Annotated in this window: 19 protein-coding genes and 1 rRNA gene; 13 read left to right on the top strand and 7 right to left on the bottom strand. The window is 43.0% G+C overall.

Annotated elements, in window-relative coordinates; genetic code table 11:
• Nucleotides 1–137 precede the first annotated feature (137 nt).
• Both ACPBEH_RS05455 and ACPBEH_RS05450 read right to left on the bottom strand, forming a co-directional pair.
• Entirely contained in the window at nt 138–839 is a 702-nt protein-coding gene (locus ACPBEH_RS05455; protein WP_424349985.1) for a DUF4811 domain-containing protein, read from the bottom strand.
• The gene (locus tag ACPBEH_RS05450; RefSeq protein ID WP_424349984.1) at nt 836–2311 is read right to left on the bottom strand and encodes an MDR family MFS transporter; all 1476 of its coding nucleotides are present in this window, start codon (nt 2309–2311) and stop codon (nt 836–838) included. The genes ACPBEH_RS05455 and ACPBEH_RS05450 overlap by 4 nt, the downstream gene beginning before the upstream one ends.
• A gap of 152 nt (nt 2312–2463) precedes the next feature.
• Between ACPBEH_RS05450 and ACPBEH_RS05445 the strand changes: the two genes are divergently transcribed.
• Both ACPBEH_RS05445 and ACPBEH_RS05440 read left to right on the top strand, forming a co-directional pair.
• A complete protein-coding gene (locus tag ACPBEH_RS05445; protein WP_424349983.1) occupies nt 2464–2904 on the top strand; it encodes a MerR family transcriptional regulator in 441 nt (146 codons plus the stop codon).
• Nucleotides 2905–3057: 153 nt separating this feature from the next.
• Nucleotides 3058–4488, top strand: a complete 1431-nt coding sequence (locus tag ACPBEH_RS05440; protein ID WP_424349982.1) for a hypothetical protein — start codon at nt 3058–3060, stop codon at nt 4486–4488.
• A 60-nt stretch (nt 4489–4548) separates the two neighbouring features.
• On the opposite strand, the gene pepV is transcribed toward ACPBEH_RS05440, so the two are convergent.
• The 4 genes from pepV to ACPBEH_RS05420 all read right to left on the bottom strand — a co-directional run bounded on the left by pepV (nt 4549) and on the right by ACPBEH_RS05420 (nt 10117).
• Nucleotides 4549–5952: a dipeptidase PepV gene (gene pepV / locus ACPBEH_RS05435; RefSeq protein WP_424349981.1), complete on the bottom strand. Its 1404-nt coding sequence runs from the start codon at nt 5950–5952 to the stop codon at nt 4549–4551.
• 192 nt (nt 5953–6144) lie between these two features.
• On the bottom strand, nt 6145–8235 hold the full coding sequence (locus ACPBEH_RS05430; protein ID WP_424349980.1) for a heavy metal translocating P-type ATPase: 2091 nt from the start codon (nt 8233–8235) through the stop codon (nt 6145–6147).
• Between the two features lie 206 nt (nt 8236–8441).
• A complete protein-coding gene (locus ACPBEH_RS05425; protein ID WP_011374135.1) occupies nt 8442–8774 on the bottom strand; it encodes an ArsR/SmtB family transcription factor in 333 nt (110 codons plus the stop codon).
• Nucleotides 8775–8788: 14 nt separating this feature from the next.
• Nucleotides 8789–10117: a glycerophosphodiester phosphodiesterase gene (locus ACPBEH_RS05420; protein WP_424349979.1), complete on the bottom strand. Its 1329-nt coding sequence runs from the start codon at nt 10115–10117 to the stop codon at nt 8789–8791.
• Nucleotides 10118–10410: 293 nt separating this feature from the next.
• Between ACPBEH_RS05420 and ACPBEH_RS05415 the strand changes: the two genes are divergently transcribed.
• From ACPBEH_RS05415 to ACPBEH_RS05385, 7 genes are all read left to right on the top strand, one after another.
• Nucleotides 10411–10725: a hypothetical protein gene (locus ACPBEH_RS05415; RefSeq protein ID WP_424349978.1), complete on the top strand. Its 315-nt coding sequence runs from the start codon at nt 10411–10413 to the stop codon at nt 10723–10725.
• A gap of 12 nt (nt 10726–10737) precedes the next feature.
• Nucleotides 10738–11340, top strand: coding sequence for a metallophosphoesterase (locus ACPBEH_RS05410; RefSeq protein WP_424349977.1), 603 nt, complete (start codon nt 10738–10740; stop codon nt 11338–11340).
• Nucleotides 11341–11352: 12 nt separating this feature from the next.
• On the top strand, nt 11353–12732 hold the full coding sequence (locus tag ACPBEH_RS05405; protein ID WP_424349976.1) for a bifunctional metallophosphatase/5'-nucleotidase: 1380 nt from the start codon (nt 11353–11355) through the stop codon (nt 12730–12732).
• Nucleotides 12733–12750: 18 nt separating this feature from the next.
• Nucleotides 12751–13368, top strand: coding sequence for a YutD family protein (locus ACPBEH_RS05400; RefSeq protein ID WP_011374140.1), 618 nt, complete (start codon nt 12751–12753; stop codon nt 13366–13368).
• Nucleotides 13369–13376: 8 nt separating this feature from the next.
• Complete coding sequence (locus ACPBEH_RS05395; RefSeq protein ID WP_011374141.1) at nt 13377–14162, top strand: TIGR01457 family HAD-type hydrolase; 786 nt, start codon at nt 13377–13379, stop codon at nt 14160–14162.
• On the top strand, nt 14150–14791 hold the full coding sequence (locus tag ACPBEH_RS05390) for a TIGR01906 family membrane protein (protein WP_424349975.1): 642 nt from the start codon (nt 14150–14152) through the stop codon (nt 14789–14791). The genes ACPBEH_RS05395 and ACPBEH_RS05390 overlap by 13 nt, the downstream gene beginning before the upstream one ends.
• A gap of 86 nt (nt 14792–14877) precedes the next feature.
• Entirely contained in the window at nt 14878–15531 is a 654-nt protein-coding gene (locus ACPBEH_RS05385) for a VTT domain-containing protein (RefSeq protein ID WP_011374143.1), read from the top strand.
• 54 nt (nt 15532–15585) lie between these two features.
• Here ACPBEH_RS05385 and ACPBEH_RS05380 read toward each other — a convergent pair whose 3' ends face one another.
• Nucleotides 15586–16572: an NAD(P)/FAD-dependent oxidoreductase gene (locus ACPBEH_RS05380; RefSeq protein ID WP_424349974.1), complete on the bottom strand. Its 987-nt coding sequence runs from the start codon at nt 16570–16572 to the stop codon at nt 15586–15588.
• 144 nt (nt 16573–16716) lie between these two features.
• Here ACPBEH_RS05380 and ACPBEH_RS05375 point away from each other — a divergent pair, with 144 nt between their 5' ends.
• The 4 genes from ACPBEH_RS05375 (at nt 16717) to ACPBEH_RS05360 (ending at nt 20170) form a co-directional block, all read left to right on the top strand.
• Nucleotides 16717–17301 (top strand): peptidylprolyl isomerase, encoded by a 585-nt coding sequence (locus ACPBEH_RS05375; RefSeq protein ID WP_424349973.1) that lies wholly within the window; start codon nt 16717–16719, stop codon nt 17299–17301.
• 138 nt (nt 17302–17439) lie between these two features.
• On the top strand, nt 17440–17817 hold the full coding sequence (locus ACPBEH_RS05370) for a CvfD/Ygs/GSP13 family RNA-binding post-transcriptional regulator (protein ID WP_011374146.1): 378 nt from the start codon (nt 17440–17442) through the stop codon (nt 17815–17817).
• Nucleotides 17818–18204: a hypothetical protein gene (locus ACPBEH_RS05365; protein ID WP_424349972.1), complete on the top strand. Its 387-nt coding sequence runs from the start codon at nt 17818–17820 to the stop codon at nt 18202–18204.
• 392 nt (nt 18205–18596) lie between these two features.
• Nucleotides 18597–20170 (top strand): 16S ribosomal RNA (locus tag ACPBEH_RS05360).

Below are 20170 nucleotides of genomic sequence, written 5' to 3'. Positions count from 1 at the left end.
TGGTATATCGTGAATGAGCGGCAAAGCCGATCGTTTGCGATATGTAACTAACCGGAAGAGTATGCCTGATGGAGCACGTTTCCAAAAAAATAAGCCCCCACATCGCGATTTGGATGTGAGGGCTTATTTTAATTGTATTATTTCAACGTTGCCATCACTTTTGCCATTGCGGCTTGTTGATAGGCCATCGCTGCTTTTTTAGCAACTGCTTGTTGTTGCGTTGCAGTCATTGCTGGATTAGCTTGCATAGCTGCCATCACAGCTTGCTTGCCGGCGTTAGTGGCACCTGCTTTAAGTTGTGCTTGTTGACTCTTCAAAGTTTTAGCGAGTTGTTTAGCTTGCGCATCACTTAAAACGAGCCAGCCTTTAGCAACTTTGAAGGTATTGTGGCGACTCACGAATTCATGGTCGTTACCAGAAATACCAAACCAGAATTTAGCCGTATCATTTTTATAAACACGGTATTTGGTAGTGGTTACTAGGGCAGCCTTATCAGCATTCTTTTGAACATTGTTGGTTGTCTTTTCAGTTTGGGTTGCTTTAGGTTTACTTTGGTGGACGTCAGTCCGATAGAGGTAAACTTTTTCAGTCCCATTACCAAGTGGGTGATAGAGCAACATTGACATGCCCTTATCCGCACTTGAAACAAGGGTTTGCGTCTTAGTTTCGGTCACAGTTTTCATGCCATAATGATTGTGATCATTTTGAACGATGAAAAAGAGTGATGCGATAAACGTAAGACCGAAAATGGTCATTAAAATTGGGCGCCACATTTTTTGACCGAAGATTGAAGCAAAGAATAACGCAAGTGTACTAATAATGAGTGTAATGACGATCATGCTTTGGCACCTCCGTTAATAGTTGATTTCTTAGAGGAGAGGAAGAATGTGATAATGAACCCAATCACACAGAAAATCACGGCGACGATAAAGGCGGCGTGGTAGCCTGAAAGGGTTGCATTAATCATTTTATCGCGGAAGGCCAATGGCAAGGTTTTAACCATGTGCGTGCTTGGCATATTATTTTTGGTAACACTTGAAAGCACACTGATTAAGATGGCTGTCCCGATTGAGCTAGCAACTTGCCGGAAAGTATTATTAACAGCTGTCCCATGACTGATTAAGTTCATTGGTAAAGCATTCATCCCAGAAGTTGTAACGGGCATCATGACCATTGAAATCCCAAACATCCGAACGGCATATAAAACGACGATGTAGATGATTGGTGTCTTAGCAGTTAAGAAGATAAATGGTGCAGTAGCAGCCATTAATAAGAACATCCCGGTCATGGCCAAACGTTTTGCGCCGTACTTATCAAAAATACGACCCGTAATTGGCATCATAATCCCCATCATGAGGGAACCAGCTAATAAGGTTAAGCCAGAATGGAAGGCAGATTCGCCACGAATATTTTGAATATATAATGGTAAGACCATTTCGGCACCGACCATCGCCATGTTTGTCACACCACTTAAAATAGCGGCAATTGTGAAAATAGGTGATTTGAAAACGCGTAGTTCCAAGAATGGATTTTCCATTGTGAGTTGACGCCAAACAAAGAGGGCAATTACGATGACGCCGACTGCCAAGGTAGCGAGGACAAGCGTGTCGCCCCAACCTTTATCTCCAACTTCAGAGAAGCCATAGAGTAAACTACCAAAGCCGACGGTTGATAAAATAATAGAAGGAATATCGATTTTAGGTTTCGAAAGTTGGATAACGCTCTTCATTTGGAAGCTCGCTAGCACTAAGACGAGTAGGACGATTGGAATAATCATTCCGAATAAGACCCGCCAGTTGTATGAATCAATAATCCAACCTGAAAGAGTAGGTCCTAAGGCAGGTGCAAGACCGATAACGATCCCGGCCATCCCCATGGCTGTGCCCCGGTTTTCAGGTGGGAAAATCGTGAGCATAATGGTTTGCAAGATGGGCATTGAAATCCCAACGCCGGCGGCTTGAATCAGACGGCCAATTAATAAAGTTGCAAATGAGCTCGTTGGTGCGATGTAACAAATAATGGTCCCAAGTAAAAAGACAGTCATTGCTGACATGTAGAGGACTTTTGAGTTGAATCGGTTAATTAACCAAGCACTAATGGGGATCATGATCCCGTTGACTAGTAAGAAACCGGTTGTGAGCCATTGAACGGCTGAAGTGGACACGTCAAATGCTTTCATTAATGTGGGGAAAGCAGTTGATAAAATCGTCTGGTTTAAGACAGTACAGAAAGTACCAATCAATAAGACCAAGACTAAGACTGTCCGGTTGTATGGTTTCCCATGAATATCTAATGGTCTAGAGTCTGACAAGATAAAAATCTCCTTTACGTTTTGTTGATGCGATTTATTAGTCTAGTCCCATTTTTTATCTTTGTCAAGTAAGTTGACAAAGGTGTCATTCGACTTGACAAGTTTTATAGATAATCTATAATGAAATTTATTAATAGGAACGGAGTGGGGACTTGCAAAAAGACCTTTTTTTAAAGTTGATAGATACGGATCGATTAATTTTTGGGATTAGTGAAGTTTGTAAGATGGCAGGGGTGACGCCGCGTCAACTCCGCTACTGGGAACAAAAGGGCTATATCAAGGCCCGCGAAGCAGATGGTAATAAGGCCCGCGAGTATGATGCCCATACAATGATTAAGGCTATTTTCATCAAGCATTTCTTAGATGAAGGCTACACGTTGAGCGTGGCAGTCCAAAAAATCCAAAAACACATGACAAACATGAAAGTTGTCCGCTCAATTATTCGGGAACATTTCGAAGGTATCGAAGAACTGGATGGTGAAATGGCCGTGAACCTCGGGTATTTCGATGATACAAAACAACAAATTTTATATGCGATTGTCAAAGAAGGCCATTCAACCTTTAAATTAGTGGATGCCCCTACAAAAGAATAAGAAGCAAAAGTGATTGTTAGGACGTGGTTATTTAGCCCCTAACGATCACTTTTTTTATTCACAGTTGCAGGGTGCTTAACTTAAAACGACTTATTGTGTCGGGGACTTTGTTTATAATGAGCTTATCAATTTAAGCATAGGAGCTGATTGCTGATGGAAAAACGACAATATTTGCAGTTTATTAATGAAGGATACGGCTTTGAATTTTATTTGAACCTAGTCGGTTTTGTCGCGGATTTTAATGGCAGTTATCCAACTGAACGGGAATTTAAAACAATCCTTGAAGAAAATGGTGTGGCTTATACGGCGATTAGACGGCATAAACTCAAACAAATGTATCCTGAGATGGTTGCGAAGCAACATCAGGGACATGAAGACGCTAAGCAATATCAATTTGATTTGGATCATCAGGAATTAGGTGTTCAGCGAGTGTATTATGCTTATAGCCAACCTGAATTGGTTGATGAACAGGGAGCAACATGTCTGACGCTGACAACGCCAACTTTTGTCACTCGGCAACCACGGTATCGCCTTTTCGATAACAGCGGTCAGTATTATCTTTTTGATGTGCCCCAAGATCAATTTGAGCAACAGTTAAATGTACTGCCTACAGAGGTGCTCGATTTTGAACAACCGCATGTTACTGGGATTTTAATGTTGATCGAGCAGGTCAAACAATTGGGGTATACGGTAGTGGGCTATCATCTAAGTCACATAGAATCTTATCCGGTCGTTGAACCGGCGCTCCTCACGGCGCTCATCAACCATCAGCAAGAGATGCATCAAATCACTTTTGAGCCAATCAACGACTTGTTGAACATTAAAACGGATTATCATAGTTTGCTGTGTTACGACGATCAGTTGAAAATACCAGTTTTCAATAAGGAATCGAGTCAACTATTTGAGCGGGATGACGAACTGTATTTCAAAATTCGGGATGCAACGGGGCAAGTCGTCTTTGACCGTTTAACGTTGGATATCCTCGGCACGATTTTATTTTGTGTGGGTCAACAGTTACCACTCGAACAGATTCAAGCCGCTTTTTTAACGAATTCAAAAGCGTCATTTAAAGCAGGGGAGGATTTCTTTATGTATGATCGATTGGCCTGCTCGGCTGAAGTGCCAATTGAAACCCTAACCGATATTAAAAAGGTAGCCCTCTGCTCAGTGGATACAACGCAAACGATTAGTGAATATTGGCGGTGGTCGCCGCGGGATTTAATGCGTTATGGTAAGGCTATTATGCCGGAGGACTTTGGCCAACCAGCCCCGGCGGCAGCTATGATGCAGGCATTTAATCAACAATTGACTAGGGCGTTGGGTCGGGTTTCGAAGCAATCAGCTTTGCGGGTTCGAAAAGTCGTGCGCCAATTTTTAGTACTAGAAGATGTTGTTAATGTTGATTTAGCACTTGAAGACAGTCAATCGGAAGTGGCGTTGAGCGCGGCACAAAAGATTTATGCTACTCAAATGAAGACGGTGGCAGAAACACGCTATGATTTGTTAGTTGATGGTCAATGTATCTTGCAAGAAGTTCCATTAGATGAATTATTACCGACTATTATGGAATTTGCTACTGAATAACAGCATAAAAAAAGAGACGACCAATGTTGGTCGTCTCTTTTTAGTTTATTTAAGTTAGTTTTAACGTGTTAAACGATAAATTGCGTCTGCATAGATAGCAATAGCGTTCATGATATCTTCGATATGCATGTATTCATTTGCTTGATGCATAACATTTTCGCGTTCTTCTGGTAAAGCACCGAAAGCAACACCACGTTCTAAGATCCGACCGTATGTGCCACCACCGATAACTTGTTCGTGACCTTTAAGACCTGTTTGATCTTCAAAGACTTGTAATAAAGTTGCCACTAATTCGTCATCACCAGGAACATAGTGAGGGCCTTGTGCATGGCCTTCGATTGTCACGTCGGCAACATCACTAAGTGTCTTAGCAAGGCCTTCGCGTGTGCTTTCATCAGTTACACCTTTAGGGTAGCGAACGTTCAAGAGAACAGATGCAACACCGTCTTGTGTGTAGTTGAAGACAGCAGGACAAGCTGTTAAATCACCCATCACATCGTCTGTATGGTTGATGTTTAAGAGGTGACCACGTGAGTCTTCGTGCATTAAACGCGCGATTGTACCGATGTAGTTGCCGCCTTTAGCATCTAATGCAAAGTCAGCTAAGAATGTTGCCAAGTGAGTTGCAGCATTTACACCAGCTTTAGGTTCTTGGGCATGTGAGCCTTTACCGATTAAGTCGATTACTGTTTGGTCACCATCAGTTGTGATTGTACCTTGTAGTTTATGTTCAGCTACATAAGCATCAAACTTAGCTTGGAAATCAGCTGGCATTGTACCAGTTAAGATTGCCTTAGCAGTTTGAGGAACCATGTTAGCACGTAAACCAGACTTGAAGCTTACCAATGTCATTTCGCCATCAGCGCCATCAACCGGTTTGAAAGTGATCATGTATGACACAATCCCTTTTTCACCATTGATGATTGGGAAGTTAGCATCTGGTGAGATAGCAAAATCAGGTTTTGGTTCAACTTCTAGGTAACGGTTGATACCAACCCATTCACTTTCTTCGTCAGTCCCGAAAATGAAGTGAACTTTTTTGTTCAATTTAATATCGTTGTCTTTTAATAATTTAAGTGCATAGTATGCTGCAATTGATGGGCCTTTGTCATCTGAAGAACCACGGGCATAAATCTTGCCGTCTTTGATAACTGGTTCAAAAGGATTTGTTTCCCAACCGTCACCGGCAGGAACCACGTCAACGTGACCTAAGATACCAAAAATTTCGTCACCACTACCAAATTCAATCCGGCCAGCAACGTTTTCGATGTTTTTAGTTGTAAAACCGTCACGATCAGCAATTGCTAACATTTGTAGCAAAGCATCACGAGGGCCAGGGCCAAGCGGTGCATCGTCTTCTTTATGTTCAACGTCACGCGCGCTATTAATCTTGAGTAAACTTGTTAAGTCGGTAAGCATTTGATCCTTATACTTTGCCGCTTCTTGTTGCCAATTCAATGTCATTGCAGTCCCAGCTTTCTTTGTTAAATTTTAACCAAGGTGCGGTTAATCTAAAATTAGGATAACCTCATTCTAGCATATTTGCTCACAATTAAAAAGCGCTTCCTACTAAAAAAGAACGGCCGTTGACAATTACTTTTAACGGTCGTTCTTTTATTAATGTATCTATTATGTGAAACTAATCTCAAATGTGAATTAGTTCGATTTTCTCATAATACGTAAGGCGTTTAAAATGGCAATCAGGGTTACGCCAACGTCTGCAAAAACGGCTTCCCACATGGTTGCAATGCCAAATGCGCCTAGTAATAAGAAGATTGCTTTAACGATGAGCGCAAAAGCAATGTTTTGCCAGACGATTTTGCGGGTGAAACGGGCAATATCGATGGCAGTTGCTAACTTAGTGGGTTCATCGGACATCAAAACGATATCGGCCGCTTCAATTGCAGCGTCGGAACCTAAACCACCCATCGCAACACCGACATCGGCCCGAGCAAGAACGGGGGTATCATTAATCCCGTCACCAACGAAGGCCACTTTGCCGTTTTGCGCACGGTCATCAGTCAGGCTGGCTAAAGTAGCCACCTTGTCTTGGGGGAGTAGTTCGCTTTGATAACGATCAATTCCCAATGATTGGCTGACTTGTTTAGCGATTGCGTCGTTATCACCAGTTAGCATCATCGTTTGGCGGATGCCGACTTTTTTCAGTTGTGCAATCGCTGTGGCAGCATCTTTTTTAAGCTGATCTGAAATAACGAGGTAACCAAGATAATCAGTGCCATAAGCAATGTGCACCGCAGTACCAACTTCAGTAGGGGTGAGTGGTATTAAGCCTTGTTCCTTGAGCCAGCTAGCTTTACCCACTTTTAGGGGTTGGTCGTCCAGGGTTGCACTGACACCGTGACCAGCAACTTCCGTGACCGCACTTAGTGTTTGATTGAGTGGTGCTTGATTAGCAGCAATGATAGATTGTGCAATCGGATGTGTTGAGTGTTGTTCTGCTAAAGCGGCTAGTGCGAGTAAACGTTCTGGTTGATGATCGACAGCGTGAATTGCTGTAACGGTAAAACTGCCTTGGGTTAACGTCCCGGTTTTATCGAAAACAACCGTCCGCACATCGTTTAAAGCTTCGAGGTAATTGCTCCCTTTGACCAGAATGCCATTTTTAGAAGCAGTCCCAATGCCGGCAAAAAAGCCGAGCGGAATTGAAATCACTAACGCACATGGACAAGAAATTACTAAGAAGATGAGTGCCCGGTAGAGCCAATCTGAGAAGGGGTGTGCTAAAAAGAGTGGTGGCACAACTGCTAATAATACGGCAAAGCCTACCACGATTGGGGTATAGACTTTCGCGAAGCGGGTGATGAAGTTTTCAGTCGGCGCTTTTTGGCTGCTGGCATTTTCAACCAGGTCTAAAATCTTAGCGACCGTCGAGTCAGCGTAAGGTTTTGTGACTTGAAGGGTCAAAAGACCGGATTGATTAATGCTGCCACTCAAGAGGGTGTCGCCAACGTTAAATGAACGAGGCACCGATTCACCGGTGACCGCAGCGGTATCGACAAAACTATTACCCGCAATGACGGTCCCATCTAGGGGTACTTTTTCACCAGGTTTAATTAAAATGGTTGCCCCAACTGGCACGGCTTCAGGCGCGACTTGTTGGAGGCCTTGACTAGTTTGGAGATTGGCAAAAGTCGGTTTAATCGCAACTAAACTGGCAATTGAATCCCGTGAGCGATTGATCGCTAAACTTTGGAAATATTCACCGACTTGGTAGAACAGCATTACGCCAACTGCTTCGGCATATTCGCCAATCCCAAAGGCCCCAATGGTGGCAACGGTCATTAGAAAGTTTTCGTCGAACCATTGGCCGTGAAGGATATTTCGGACGGCTGTCCAGATAATATCGTAACCGATGAGGACAAAAGCAACTAGCAATAGGCCGATTAATAATGGTTGACTAAGTGGTAAGACGTAGCTCCCTAATAATAAGAGTCCACTGATGATAATTCGAATCAAGTTTAGATTAAATTTGAATTTCTTAGGGGGCGTTTGACCGTCAGTTGGTAATGATTTTTGAATGGTGACATCTGGTTCAATTGTCGTTAACAATTGTTGGAGCTCCAATTCAAATGCGGTGGCGGCCTGATCACCGGTTAATTCATAACTCAGTTTTTGCGTCGCAAAGTTAACTGCGCAATCTTGGACTTGCGGCAATTTTTGAACGTTTGTTTCGATTTTGGTAGCGCAGGCGGCACAATCGATACCTGCTAATTGAATTTGTGTCATTGATGAGTCCTCCTTATTGGTTAATGAACCGTCAATTCGGATCTAAATCGTTATATTTACGAATTAGATATACATATGAGCATATATTCATATGTTACCTATAAGATAACACCGTCACCTATAAAATGCAACCCGGTTAGTTTATAGTAATTCAGACCAAAAAGAGGCTACAGCAAAAATTAATTTGCTGCAGCCTCTTTTAATAATTAGTGTTCGTTAACGTGCGCGATGACTTGTGAGAAGATGTTAATCACATGGTTGTCGGCAAGTGAGTAGTAAACTTCTTTGCCTTCTTTGCGACTCTTAACGAGCTTTGCTTGTTTGAGTACCCGTAGTTGATGCGAGATAGAAGATTGTGACATCTCTAAAACGCTGACGATATCGTAAACCCGTAATTCTGATTGGAAGAGAGCGTATAGAATTTTAGCGCGGGTCTTATCGCCGAGAATTTTAAAAAGTGTTGAGATATGATCGAGCGTGTCTTCTTTCGGAAGTGTTTTTTGCACGGAGCGAATCAGTTGATCGTGGTCGATTGTCATAATAGCCTGCCTTGTTAGAATTTAGTGTTAAAAAAGGAATGTTTTAATAGTAGGTTTGTGGGGCGGAGTTGTTTGGGCAATTGCCGGTAATAAACTAAAGCAACGGTTGGTAAGTCGGTATTAGTGTCCAATTGAATCAGTGCTTGGCGACTTTTGAACCAACCAGATGTTGTTTGGAGCCAAACTTGATTGCCGACATAGCGAACGGCTAATATTTTGTGTCGACTATTAGCTAGCAGCTGACCGGTTGTCTGGGTCGGATGTAAGGGACTGTTCCAAGTCGCAACAGTCATCGGATTGGGTTTGATCTGCGCTGTTTTGCCTACCAATAAGGAAGCTGCTTGTGCGGTTTGGCCAACATTAATCGCGTCGCTTAATACAAACCGGTTAGTGCCAATCCGATAATAGGTCTGATCGGCAACCGTGACGGTTTGGGTTACGTTGTAGCGATGACCAGCCTTAGCAGGTGCTTTAGTGGGCACTTGTTCGTAGGGATTTTCAACGGTCGGTAAGTCGTGAACGCTGTTGACCTGACCAGTCGTTTCTAAGGATTCAATCTGGGATTGATCTTGAGCGGCTTGGTAATGACGACCTAACGCGGGATAATTAGTGACCACACCATCCACGTCAAGGTTAACGAGCCAGTTCCAAGTGGCCTGATTTTCGGCCATTTCATTCCAGACGTAAACTTTTTGGTGGAGGTAATGCAATTGTTTGATAATTGTCGGCGTCACTAATTCGGAAGAAATGTTAATCCCATCCGCATATTTGAAGCTTTCAAATGAAATCCGCTTAAGACTGCCCACGATAAAAATGCGGGGAATCTCGGGCATTAGTTTTTGCATATTGATTAAGCTCGGTAACGAGAAGGAATGGACCATGATCCGCTTTTGCAAGTGATATTTCTGAATGAGCGCGACTAATTTGGCTTCCATATCCTGCGGGTTACCCTTTTTGGTTTTCTTGGTTTCAATTAAGAATTTTGCATTGGGGTTATTCTGATAGTGTTGAAATAATTGTTCGACGCTGTGGACCGGCTCGCCATTACTCATCTTAAGTGTACTTAATTTGGCAAACGTATTTTGAGAAACGATGGTGTCGACACCGGTGACACGCTTTAGATTACGGTCGTGCGAGATGACTAAGACGCCATCTTGGGACTCATGTAAATCGAGTTCGACGTAGTTGGCCCCTTGTGAAAAGGCCATATCAATACTCTGGAATGTTTCTTCCGGGGCATTAATGGGATCACCGCGATGACCAACAACTGTAAAGCCAGATAATAAGAGAAAGTAAAAGCAGCAAAAGAGCACGATGCCCAGTTGTGATTTGGACTTTAACAAAGTTAACGGCCTCCTAATTAAATTTAAAACTACTAATTAAGATACCATTATTTTTCTAAAAAACCTATCATCGAACAAGAACCAGTTTATAAATTAATCGAATTATTACTAAATAATAATTGACAACGCTTACATTGAGCGGTATATTATGTCTGTAAGGTACTTATGCAATTACCTTTTTATCAATTCTCTTTCTCTCTTATGCCAACCACTGTCTACGGATAGTGGTTTTTTTGCGTACATATTGGTAAAATGAACGTAACTGAAATCGGATAAGAATAGGGAGTTACACTATGGCAGAGAAACAACAAGTGTTTGATATTATTGAAGAAATTACACGCTTAGACGGTTCGACGTACTATGAGTTAGGCAATATTTTTATGAATGGTCGGGCAGAACTTGCTGCCAATCACGGGTTAATTAAGGGTGTGCGGATTTTGCAATTAAACATTCCCCATTCTAATGCCGTTCAAACTTACGAAGACTATATTAATGAGACTTATACGATGCCCGCTGTTGATTTTACAGAATGGGAAGAATGGGCGAAAACACCGGGGCCTGTCGAAGAGGCTTTTAAAGAAGTCTTAAAAGCAAATCATATTGGCTAGGTGGTTGATAAAATGATTTATTTTACAGCGGATACCCATTTCTATCATAAAGAATTACTCGGGATGAATGACTTTGCGCCACGACCGTTTGCGGATGTGGCCACCATGAATGAAACGATTGTGACTAATTGGAACCAGCGTGTTCAATCGGAGGATCAGGTTTACCTATTAGGAGACGTTGCATTAGTCCCGAATAAACCGAGTGCTTTTGCGCATGTTAATGCTTTGCTCGGCGCATTGAATGGTCAGATTATTCTGGTGAAGGGCAATCATGACAACCGCGCCTTCTTTAAATATTTGAAGAAGCACGATCCAGGGACAGAGGCACACCCGCATTACCAATTTGTCGATGTCGGGGCGCTAATTAAGATTAATCATCGGCAGTATTTCTTAACCCATTATCCGCTGTTACTCGGTAAAGTTAGCCAAACGGTTAACTTGCATGGCCACATTCACCACAATATGTTGCCAATTGCTGAGAATATCAACGTGGGGATTGACGCACCAGAACGTGAATTATTGAAAGCACCGCTACCATTTGGGACGCCTTTATCAGTAGCGGAGATTGAGGCAATCTTGACGGCAAAACAAAAGGCGTTAACGCAATTAAAATAAGAGGATGACAAAATGGAAACTATTCACATCTTACACACGAACGACTTACACTCGCATTTTGAAAATTGGCCTCGAATGCGCCGCTTCTTGTTAGCCCACCAAGCGGCCTATCGGCAAAAAGGTGAAACGGTCTTAACGTTTGATATCGGGGATGCAATGGATCGCAGTCACCCCTTAACTGAAGCAACAGATGGTCAGATTAATACGGCACTATTGAATCAAATTGGTTATGATGGTGTGACAATTGGTAATAATGAAGGCATTGGCAATAGTCATGCACAGTTGGAACATCTATACGATCATGCGAATTTCCCCGTATTGTTAGCAAATCTCTATGAACAATCCACAAACACCCTCGCTAAATTTGCGCAACCGTACCGCATTATCACAACTGATCAAGGGACGCGGATTGCGGTTGTCGGATTAACGGCGCCATTCTTTTTGACATATCGACCTAATGGTTGGGATCCTGTCACAATTAGTGAAGAAATGCCACAATTACTGGCGCAAATTGAGGGACAGTACGATGTCTTAGTATTACTATCACATCTGGGCTTAACCACAGATCAATGGTTGGCAGAACACTATCCTGAAATCGACGTTATCTGCGGCGCTCACACGCATCATCTTCTAAAAGACGGCTTGATGGTGAATCAAACGCTATTGACAGCTGCTGAAAAGTACGGTCATTATATTGGCGATATCACGTTAACGCTCGATGAGAACCATCATCCGGTTGACCGGAAGGCCCGTACTGTCTTGACGGCCGATTTACCAGAAGAAGCGGCGAATGAAGCTGAAATTGCGGGTTATTTAGCGCAAGGACATGCCCAATTGGCTGCTCAAGTGGTGGCTGACTTGCCAGAAGTACTGCCGATTGCTACCATTGGAGAGTCACCGATGATGACGGCCGGGTTAAAAGCGATTGAAGCGGCAACGCAAACAGAAGCCGCTGTTTTGAACACCGGCCTATTTTTAGGCGGGCTCGAAGCAGGTTTGGTCACCAAAGATGACCTGCAGAGTCAATTACCGCATCCGATGCATTTGATTAAAGTCACTTTAAAGGGCTACGATTTATGGCGGTTGGTTTTAGAAATGGAGAAAAATAGGTTATTCTTACGTAAGTTCCCGATTAAAGGGATGAGTTTCCGTGGTAAAATCTTTGGAGACATCGTTTATGATGGGATTACAGTGGATATGACATTGCGCCGCGTCTTTTGGCATGGCCAGGAGATTGATCCTGAAGCTAGCTATACGTTGACGACAGTTGATCATTACCTCTTTATTCCGTTTTTCCCAACCATTGAAATTGTCGGGGAGACTGAAATTATGTTCCCTGATTTTCTGAGAAATGCAGTTGCTACCTATTTAACACAAAAATATCCCGTTTAAGGGAAGAGGAGGTTCGCCGTGGCGGATACAAAAACAAAACCGAAGATTGCCAAGAAGGTAACTCGGGCGCTTGAAAAAGAGATGATTGCAGCGGCTAAACAACCGGAAGTACCACAGCACGTCGTTGTTAAGAGTGAAACCATGATTGATATCGATAAGTGTGCCTATGAAGTGGTCGCCAATTATCGCGATGGTTTTGATGCTGAAAAGCTAAACGAACGCTATAACGAGGTTCTTGCGAAGTACGATTATATTGTGGCGGACTGGGGTTTTGAACAACTACGCCTTAAGGGATTCTACAAATCAACTAATCGACGGGCCAATAAGGATCAATTAATTGATACACTCCAAGACTACCTATATGAATATTGTAATTTTGGTTGTGCCTATTTTGTCTTAGAACGACAAGGTAAACCACAGATTCGCAATGAAAATCGCCGTAGTAATCGCCGGCGAGGACCACAGAAACAACGCCGGCAAAAGCAAGGCTTCACGGAACGTAAAGTAACACCTAATCAAAAAGTGACTAAAGAACAGCCGCAAAAAGCGGTCACGGAGAATAAAAAATCCGTTAATAAGCGCCACTTTAAGATTCGACCATTAGAGAGTAATTCCCCAAAGGAAACTGGAAAGTGAGTAACTAAATGACAAAAACAAACTACGCAGGCTATTTAATCGATTTAGACGGGACAGTTTATCGCGGTAGCGAACAGATGCCAGAAGCACGTGATTTTATTGAACGGCTCCAAGCTAAGAACATCCCTTTTATGTTTTTAACGAATAACACCACTAAATCACCCGCAGCGGTGATCAAAAATTTAGCAGATAACCATGATATTCATGCAACCGAAGACCAAGTTTACACCCCATCATTGGCAACGGCGCGTTATTTGTTAAACCTAAATGGCGGTCAAGCAAATGGCAAGACAGTGTATGTCATCGGCGAAATTGGTTTGAAACAAGCTTTATTAGATGCTGGTTTTAGAACTAACGAATATGATCCAGACTACGTGGTGGTTGGCTTAGACTACGATGTCACTTACCACAAATTTGAATTGGCAACGCTCGCGATTAAACGCGGCGCTCTTTTTATTGGGACGAATGCCGATACCAATTTACCTAATGAACGTGGCTTAGTGCCTGGTGCAGGTTCAGTGATTGCCTTAGTTGAACGCGCAACACAACAATCAGCGCTTTATATCGGTAAACCAGAAAAAATCATTATGGAAATGGCACTCGAACAATTTGGGTTAACCAAGGACCAAGTGGTAATGGTCGGCGATAACTATAATACAGACATCAAAGCGGGCTTAAATGCTGAAATGGCAACCTTATTAGTTTATACGGGCGTTTCAACACCGGCTGATTTGGCAAAAGTCACGGCGCAACCAACGCATATTATTAATAGTTTAGCCGAATGGGAAGTTTAAGCGGCGTTAAAAAAACGGGTAACTGGCTAGTTTTTTATCTCAGTATCGTTAGTGGAAGCATTCTAGCGGCGATTGCCATCGGTTGGTTGAGTTATGACTTGGTAAGCCGGCAGCTTCATTTAGCGGCGCAAATGCAGATGAGCCAAGCGACGTTAATGCACGAGTTTAACCGCTTGATGCGTTATTTGGTTTTGCCGGGGGGACAATCGCTAGTGTTGCCACATTTCAAGATGTCAGCAAATGGCTTGGCGCATTTTAAGGAAGTTAAACACCTCTTCTTATTAACGGCGGTCATTTTCCTGGTGACGATTGTGCCGGCACTGAGAGGCTGGCGGCGTGATTTTAAGTCGGGGAGGCAATGGCGCTATATTCGCCCGATGCAAGTCGCGCTGGTTATGCCGATTGTAATTGGGTTGATTGCCAGTGTTAGCTTTGATCGCTTTTTCGTGTTATTTCATGAATTACTATTTCGCAACCTCGACTGGCAGTTTGACCCGCTGTTAGATCCCATTATTCTAGTGTTACCCGAGCAGTATTTTATGCTGTGCTTTATCTGCTTTTTTGTCATCCTCGAAGGTCTTTTTCTGATTATTTTGTGGCGGGCAAAGAAGTCATTGAAAATTTGTTAAGAAGCTCTAATGATGCTTGTTTTAGGATTAATATTCGGTATGCTAGAAAAGTGAGTACCGACAAATGAAAATATAGGAGTATCAACATGACGCAGTTAATTGATTTTGTGTTACATATCGACGCGCATCTGGTCAATATTGTCAATCAGTTTGGCAATTGGACGTATGTGATTTTGTTTGCGATTATTTTTGTAGAAACCGGGGCAGTCATCTTACCGTTTCTACCGGGGGATTCATTATTATTTGCCGCAGCTGCTTTAGCGGCTCGAACAGATAATGATTTGAATATCTGGGTATTTGCCGCATTATTCTTAGTTGCCGCAATTGCGGGCGATTCTTTAAACGAACAAATTGGTAAAAGAGTCGGGATGGCTGCAACTAAGAGCCGTTTCTTCGGGAAGTTTATCAATACTGAAAAGATTGAAGAGGCCCAGGTCTTCTTTAACAAGTACGGTGGCAAGACGATTACCATTGGCCGTTTCATGCCAATTATTAGAACCTTCGTCCCATTTGTCGCCGGTGGTAGTCAAATGTCATTTGGCAAGTTCTTCCGGTATGATGTTATCGGGAGTGTCTTGTGGGTAGTCCTTTGTTGTGGGGCCGGCTACTTCTTCGGAAACATCGCAGTCGTGAAGGAACATTTCTCATTGGTCGTTTTAGGCATTATTGCCGTTTCATTAATTCCAATGGTCATCACCGCGGTTAAGAGTCAATTAAAGAGCCGAAAAGCTAAATCATAATAAAAAAAGCGCACTGCCTGATTCTCGTTTGAGATCAGACGGTGCGCTTTTAAATTACATAATAGAAGTACTGTGAAGTGGTTGGCGCTTTTCAGGGTAGAGTTTGGTTAAAAGTTCGGTCACGGCAACTGGTGCTTCACCAAAGCCACTCGCAATTAACTTCACCTTACCAGGATAGGTAGCAATATCACCAATCGCATAGACGTTTGGTAAGTTGGTTGCCATTTGTTGGTTAACGCTGACTTGGTGATGATTGAGTGTTAAGCCCCAATCACGGAGAATCCGTGTATCGGAGATAAAACCGTAGTTGACGAGTAATTTATCGACAACTAGTTGTTCTTGATCGGTTGATTTCATTTTATTGAGTGAAAGGGCGAGTTGATGATCAACCTCTGTGAGACCGTCAATTAAAAATGGGGTCTTAATTTGAATAGAAGAGTTCATCAAAGCATCGACACTGCTTTCCAGACCCCGGAACTGATCACGACGGTGGATGATATAGACTTGTTTGGCGACTTTTTCGAGCATGAGGGCCCAATCAATCGCAGAATCGCCACCACCAGCAACGGCTACGGTTTGATCTTTAAACTGTGCCATTTCTTTAGCGAAGTAGTGGATATAGTTATTTTCCCATTCAGGTTGATAATCAACGGCTAGTTTTCGGGGCGTAAAGGCACCATTCCCGACGGCAATAAGCACACCGCGCGTGTGCGTTGTTCCTTTAGATGTTTCTAGGATGTAAGTACCGTCTTCTTGGGGTAATATCGCCTTAACAGATGTTTCTAGTTGGGTTGTCGGTTCAAAGACGGCTAATTGTTCAGCCAAGTTAGCGGTGAGCTGAGCACCAGTAATGCCTTTGAAACCGGCCACATCGAAGATTTCTTTTTCAGGATAGAGCGTTGCGACTTGGCCGCCTAGTTCGGGGAGGCTCTCGATGATTTGCACATCGGCTTTACGCATGCCTGCGTAGTAAGCAGCAAACATGCCAACGGGACCGCCACCGATTACGGTAATATCAAAAAGATGGTTAGGATCAAGCATAGGATAACTTCCTTCTATAGTAGACTTCTGAAATAGTATACTAGAAAAAAATTAGGAAAGCATGTTAAAAAGAAATAATAATAGTAATTTCTAGATTAATTCGCTATTATATACTGTGAATTAAAAACATTTAGGAGGTCTATCATGACATTTCCACAATTAGATTTAGAAAACTTTGCAGGACCAACAGCAACTTTTGATACCAACCATGGTGAATTCACTGTTGCGCTATTCCCAGAACAAGCGCCTAAGACGGTTGAAAACTTCATCGGCTTAGCTGAAAAAGATTACTATGACGGTATCGTCTTCCACCGAGTAATTAACGACTTCATGATTCAAGGTGGCGATCCTACAGGTACAGGTATGGGTGGCGAAAGTTTATGGGGCCAAGCCTTTGGCGATGAATTTAGCCAAGAACTTTTCAACTTGAACGGTGCGCTATCAATGGCTAATGCTGGACCTAATACAAATGGTAGCCAATTCTTTATCGTGACTAATGAACACATCAACCCAAGCATGATGTCTCAAATGCCAGGTGCTGGCTATCCTGAAGAAGTGATCGCAGCTTACGAAAAGGGTGGCACACCTTGGTTAGATCACAAACATACTGTCTTTGGACAAGTTTTAAGTGGCATGGACGTTGTTAATGAAATTAATGCTGTTGAAACAGGGATGCAAGACAAACCTGTTGATCCAGTGGTTATCAACCACATTTCAATCAAAAACTAAAAATGATACCCAGTTGATTTGTAAACTGGGTATTTTTTATTGGATTTTAATAAAGATAGGGTAGGTTGTTTCAGATGGCTTGCCTTTTACCAAGGACAAGGATTAGAATAGATAGGATAATTAAAGTTGGAGGACAATATGGTTTATCGAATTGGACAAAAAGTGACAGGCACCGTAACAGGGATTCAACCGTATGGTGTCTTTGTGGCATTAGATGAATCAGTTCAAGGCTTGATTCATATCTCGGAGTGCGGTCATGGTTTTGTGAAGGCACTAGACGAGCAATTTACAGTAGGACAGCAATTAGATGTATTAGTGTTAGATGTTGATGAATACACGCATAAGATTAGTTTGTCATTACGTGCACTTCATAAGGCACAGGATCTACTACCGCAACGAGCAAAGAAACATTATTGGACTAACCGTCGGATTCAAACGGGTTTTGCACCGATTGCGGAGCGATTACCGGGATGGACTAAAGCAGCAATTGAAGAATTAAACCAAAGGGGTAAATAGATGAGTGCTAAAGTAGCAGGAACAATCATGTACAAGACAAAGCAAGGTCAATATGATTTTTTAGTACAAAAACAAGCTGATACTGACTATAAAATGTTATCTACACATAAAGATTCAGATCAAACACCATTAGCTGCAGTTTTAAATGCCATTAAAGCGACGATTAAAATTGATGTTAATGAGCTAAGATTGATTAATTTAGCCAATATTAACCTTGAAGGTGAGAATGTTTCGTTTTTTGTCTTCCAATGGAGTGAACATCCGGCCGAATTCTATGACGAACAATTGCAAATAATTGCGAAATCGGGTTATCGGTTCGCAAACCCTAGTGAAATCACGGAATTGCTTGATAAATTGGAAGTAACAGGCGTTCCGCACCTAAATTAATTCGGACAATCACTGCATATCTATTCAAAAATGTCCGTTTTTATAACTTTTTACATTTTTATTCAAAAAAATGTAAATAAATGCTTGACGATATATCGGAATGTTGGTATAGTAGTCTATGTTGTCAGCGAGGCAATTGATAATCATCAAAAACAACGTCATCGAATTTAAAAGTTTTGAATATTTATTCAAAAAATATTTAAAAAAAGTTCTTGACAAGTTAGTACGAAAGATGATATATTAATTAAGCTGTTTCAACGCAGTAGATCTTTGAAAACTGAACAAAGTTTTGATAAACCAAATGTGTAGGGTCGCCCTTCGGGGCACAACATATTTGCGAAGTCAATTTCGCTAGCAAATAAATTAAGTAACAAAACAAGAGCTACAAACTTTTAATCGAGAGTTTGATCCTGGCTCAGGACGAACGCTGGCGGCGTGCCTAATACATGCAAGTCGAACGCACTCTCGTTTAGATTGAAGGAGCTTGCTCCTGATTGATAAACATTTGAGTGAGTGGCGGACGGGTGAGTAACACGTGGGTAACCTGCCCTAAAGTGGGGGATAACATTTGGAAACAGATGCTAATACCGCATAAAACCTAACACCGCATGGTGTAGGGTTGAAAGATGGTTTCGGCTATCACTTTAGGATGGACCCGCGGTGCATTAGTTAGTTGGTGAGGTAAAGGCTCACCAAGACCGTGATGCATAGCCGACCTGAGAGGGTAATCGGCCACACTGGGACTGAGACACGGCCCAGACTCCTACGGGAGGCAGCAGTAGGGAATCTTCCACAATGGACGAAAGTCTGATGGAGCAACGCCGCGTGAGTGAAGAAGGTTTTCGGATCGTAAAACTCTGTTGTTGGAGAAGAATGTATCTGATAGTAACTGATCAGGTAGTGACGGTATCCAACCAGAAAGCCACGGCTAACTACGTGCCAGCAGCCGCGGTAATACGTAGGTGGCAAGCGTTGTCCGGATTTATTGGGCGTAAAGCGAGCGCAGGCGGTTTCTTAAGTCTGATGTGAAAGCCTTCGGCTCAACCGAAGAAGTGCATCGGAAACTGGGAAACTTGAGTGCAGAAGAGGACAGTGGAACTCCATGTGTAGCGGTGAAATGCGTAGATATATGGAAGAACACCAGTGGCGAAGGCGGCTGTCTGGTCTGTAACTGACGCTGAGGCTCGAAAGCATGGGTAGCAAACAGGATTAGATACCCTGGTAGTCCATGCCGTAAACGATGAGTGCTAGGTGTTGGAGGGTTTCCGCCCTTCAGTGCCGCAGCTAACGCATTAAGCACTCCGCCTGGGGAGTACGACCGCAAGGTTGAAACTCAAAGGAATTGACGGGGGCCCGCACAAGCGGTGGAGCATGTGGTTTAATTCGAAGCAACGCGAAGAACCTTACCAGGTCTTGACATCCTTTGACCACTCTAGAGATAGAGCTTTCCCTTCGGGGACAAAGTGACAGGTGGTGCATGGTTGTCGTCAGCTCGTGTCGTGAGATGTTGGGTTAAGTCCCGCAACGAGCGCAACCCTTATTACTAGTTGCCAGCATTAAGTTGGGCACTCTAGTGAGACTGCCGGTGACAAACCGGAGGAAGGTGGGGACGACGTCAAATCATCATGCCCCTTATGACCTGGGCTACACACGTGCTACAATGGATGGTACAACGAGTTGCGAGACCGCGAGGTTTAGCTAATCTCTTAAAACCATTCTCAGTTCGGATTGTAGGCTGCAACTCGCCTACATGAAGCCGGAATCGCTAGTAATCGCGGATCAGCATGCCGCGGTGAATACGTTCCCGGGCCTTGTACACACCGCCCGTCACACCATGAGAGTTTGTAACACCCAAAGCCGGTGAGGTAACCCTTCGGGGAGCCAGCCGTCTAAGGTGGGACAGATGATTAGGGTGAAGTCGTAACAAGGTAGCCGTAGGAGAACCTGCGGCTGGATCACCTCCTTT

Source organism: Latilactobacillus parasakei (assembly GCF_049674265.1).
Lineage (GTDB): Bacteria > Bacillota > Bacilli > Lactobacillales > Lactobacillaceae > Latilactobacillus > Latilactobacillus sakei.
Note: the sequence above shows the minus strand (reverse complement) of the source record. Positions and strands in the feature narration are given on the sequence as shown.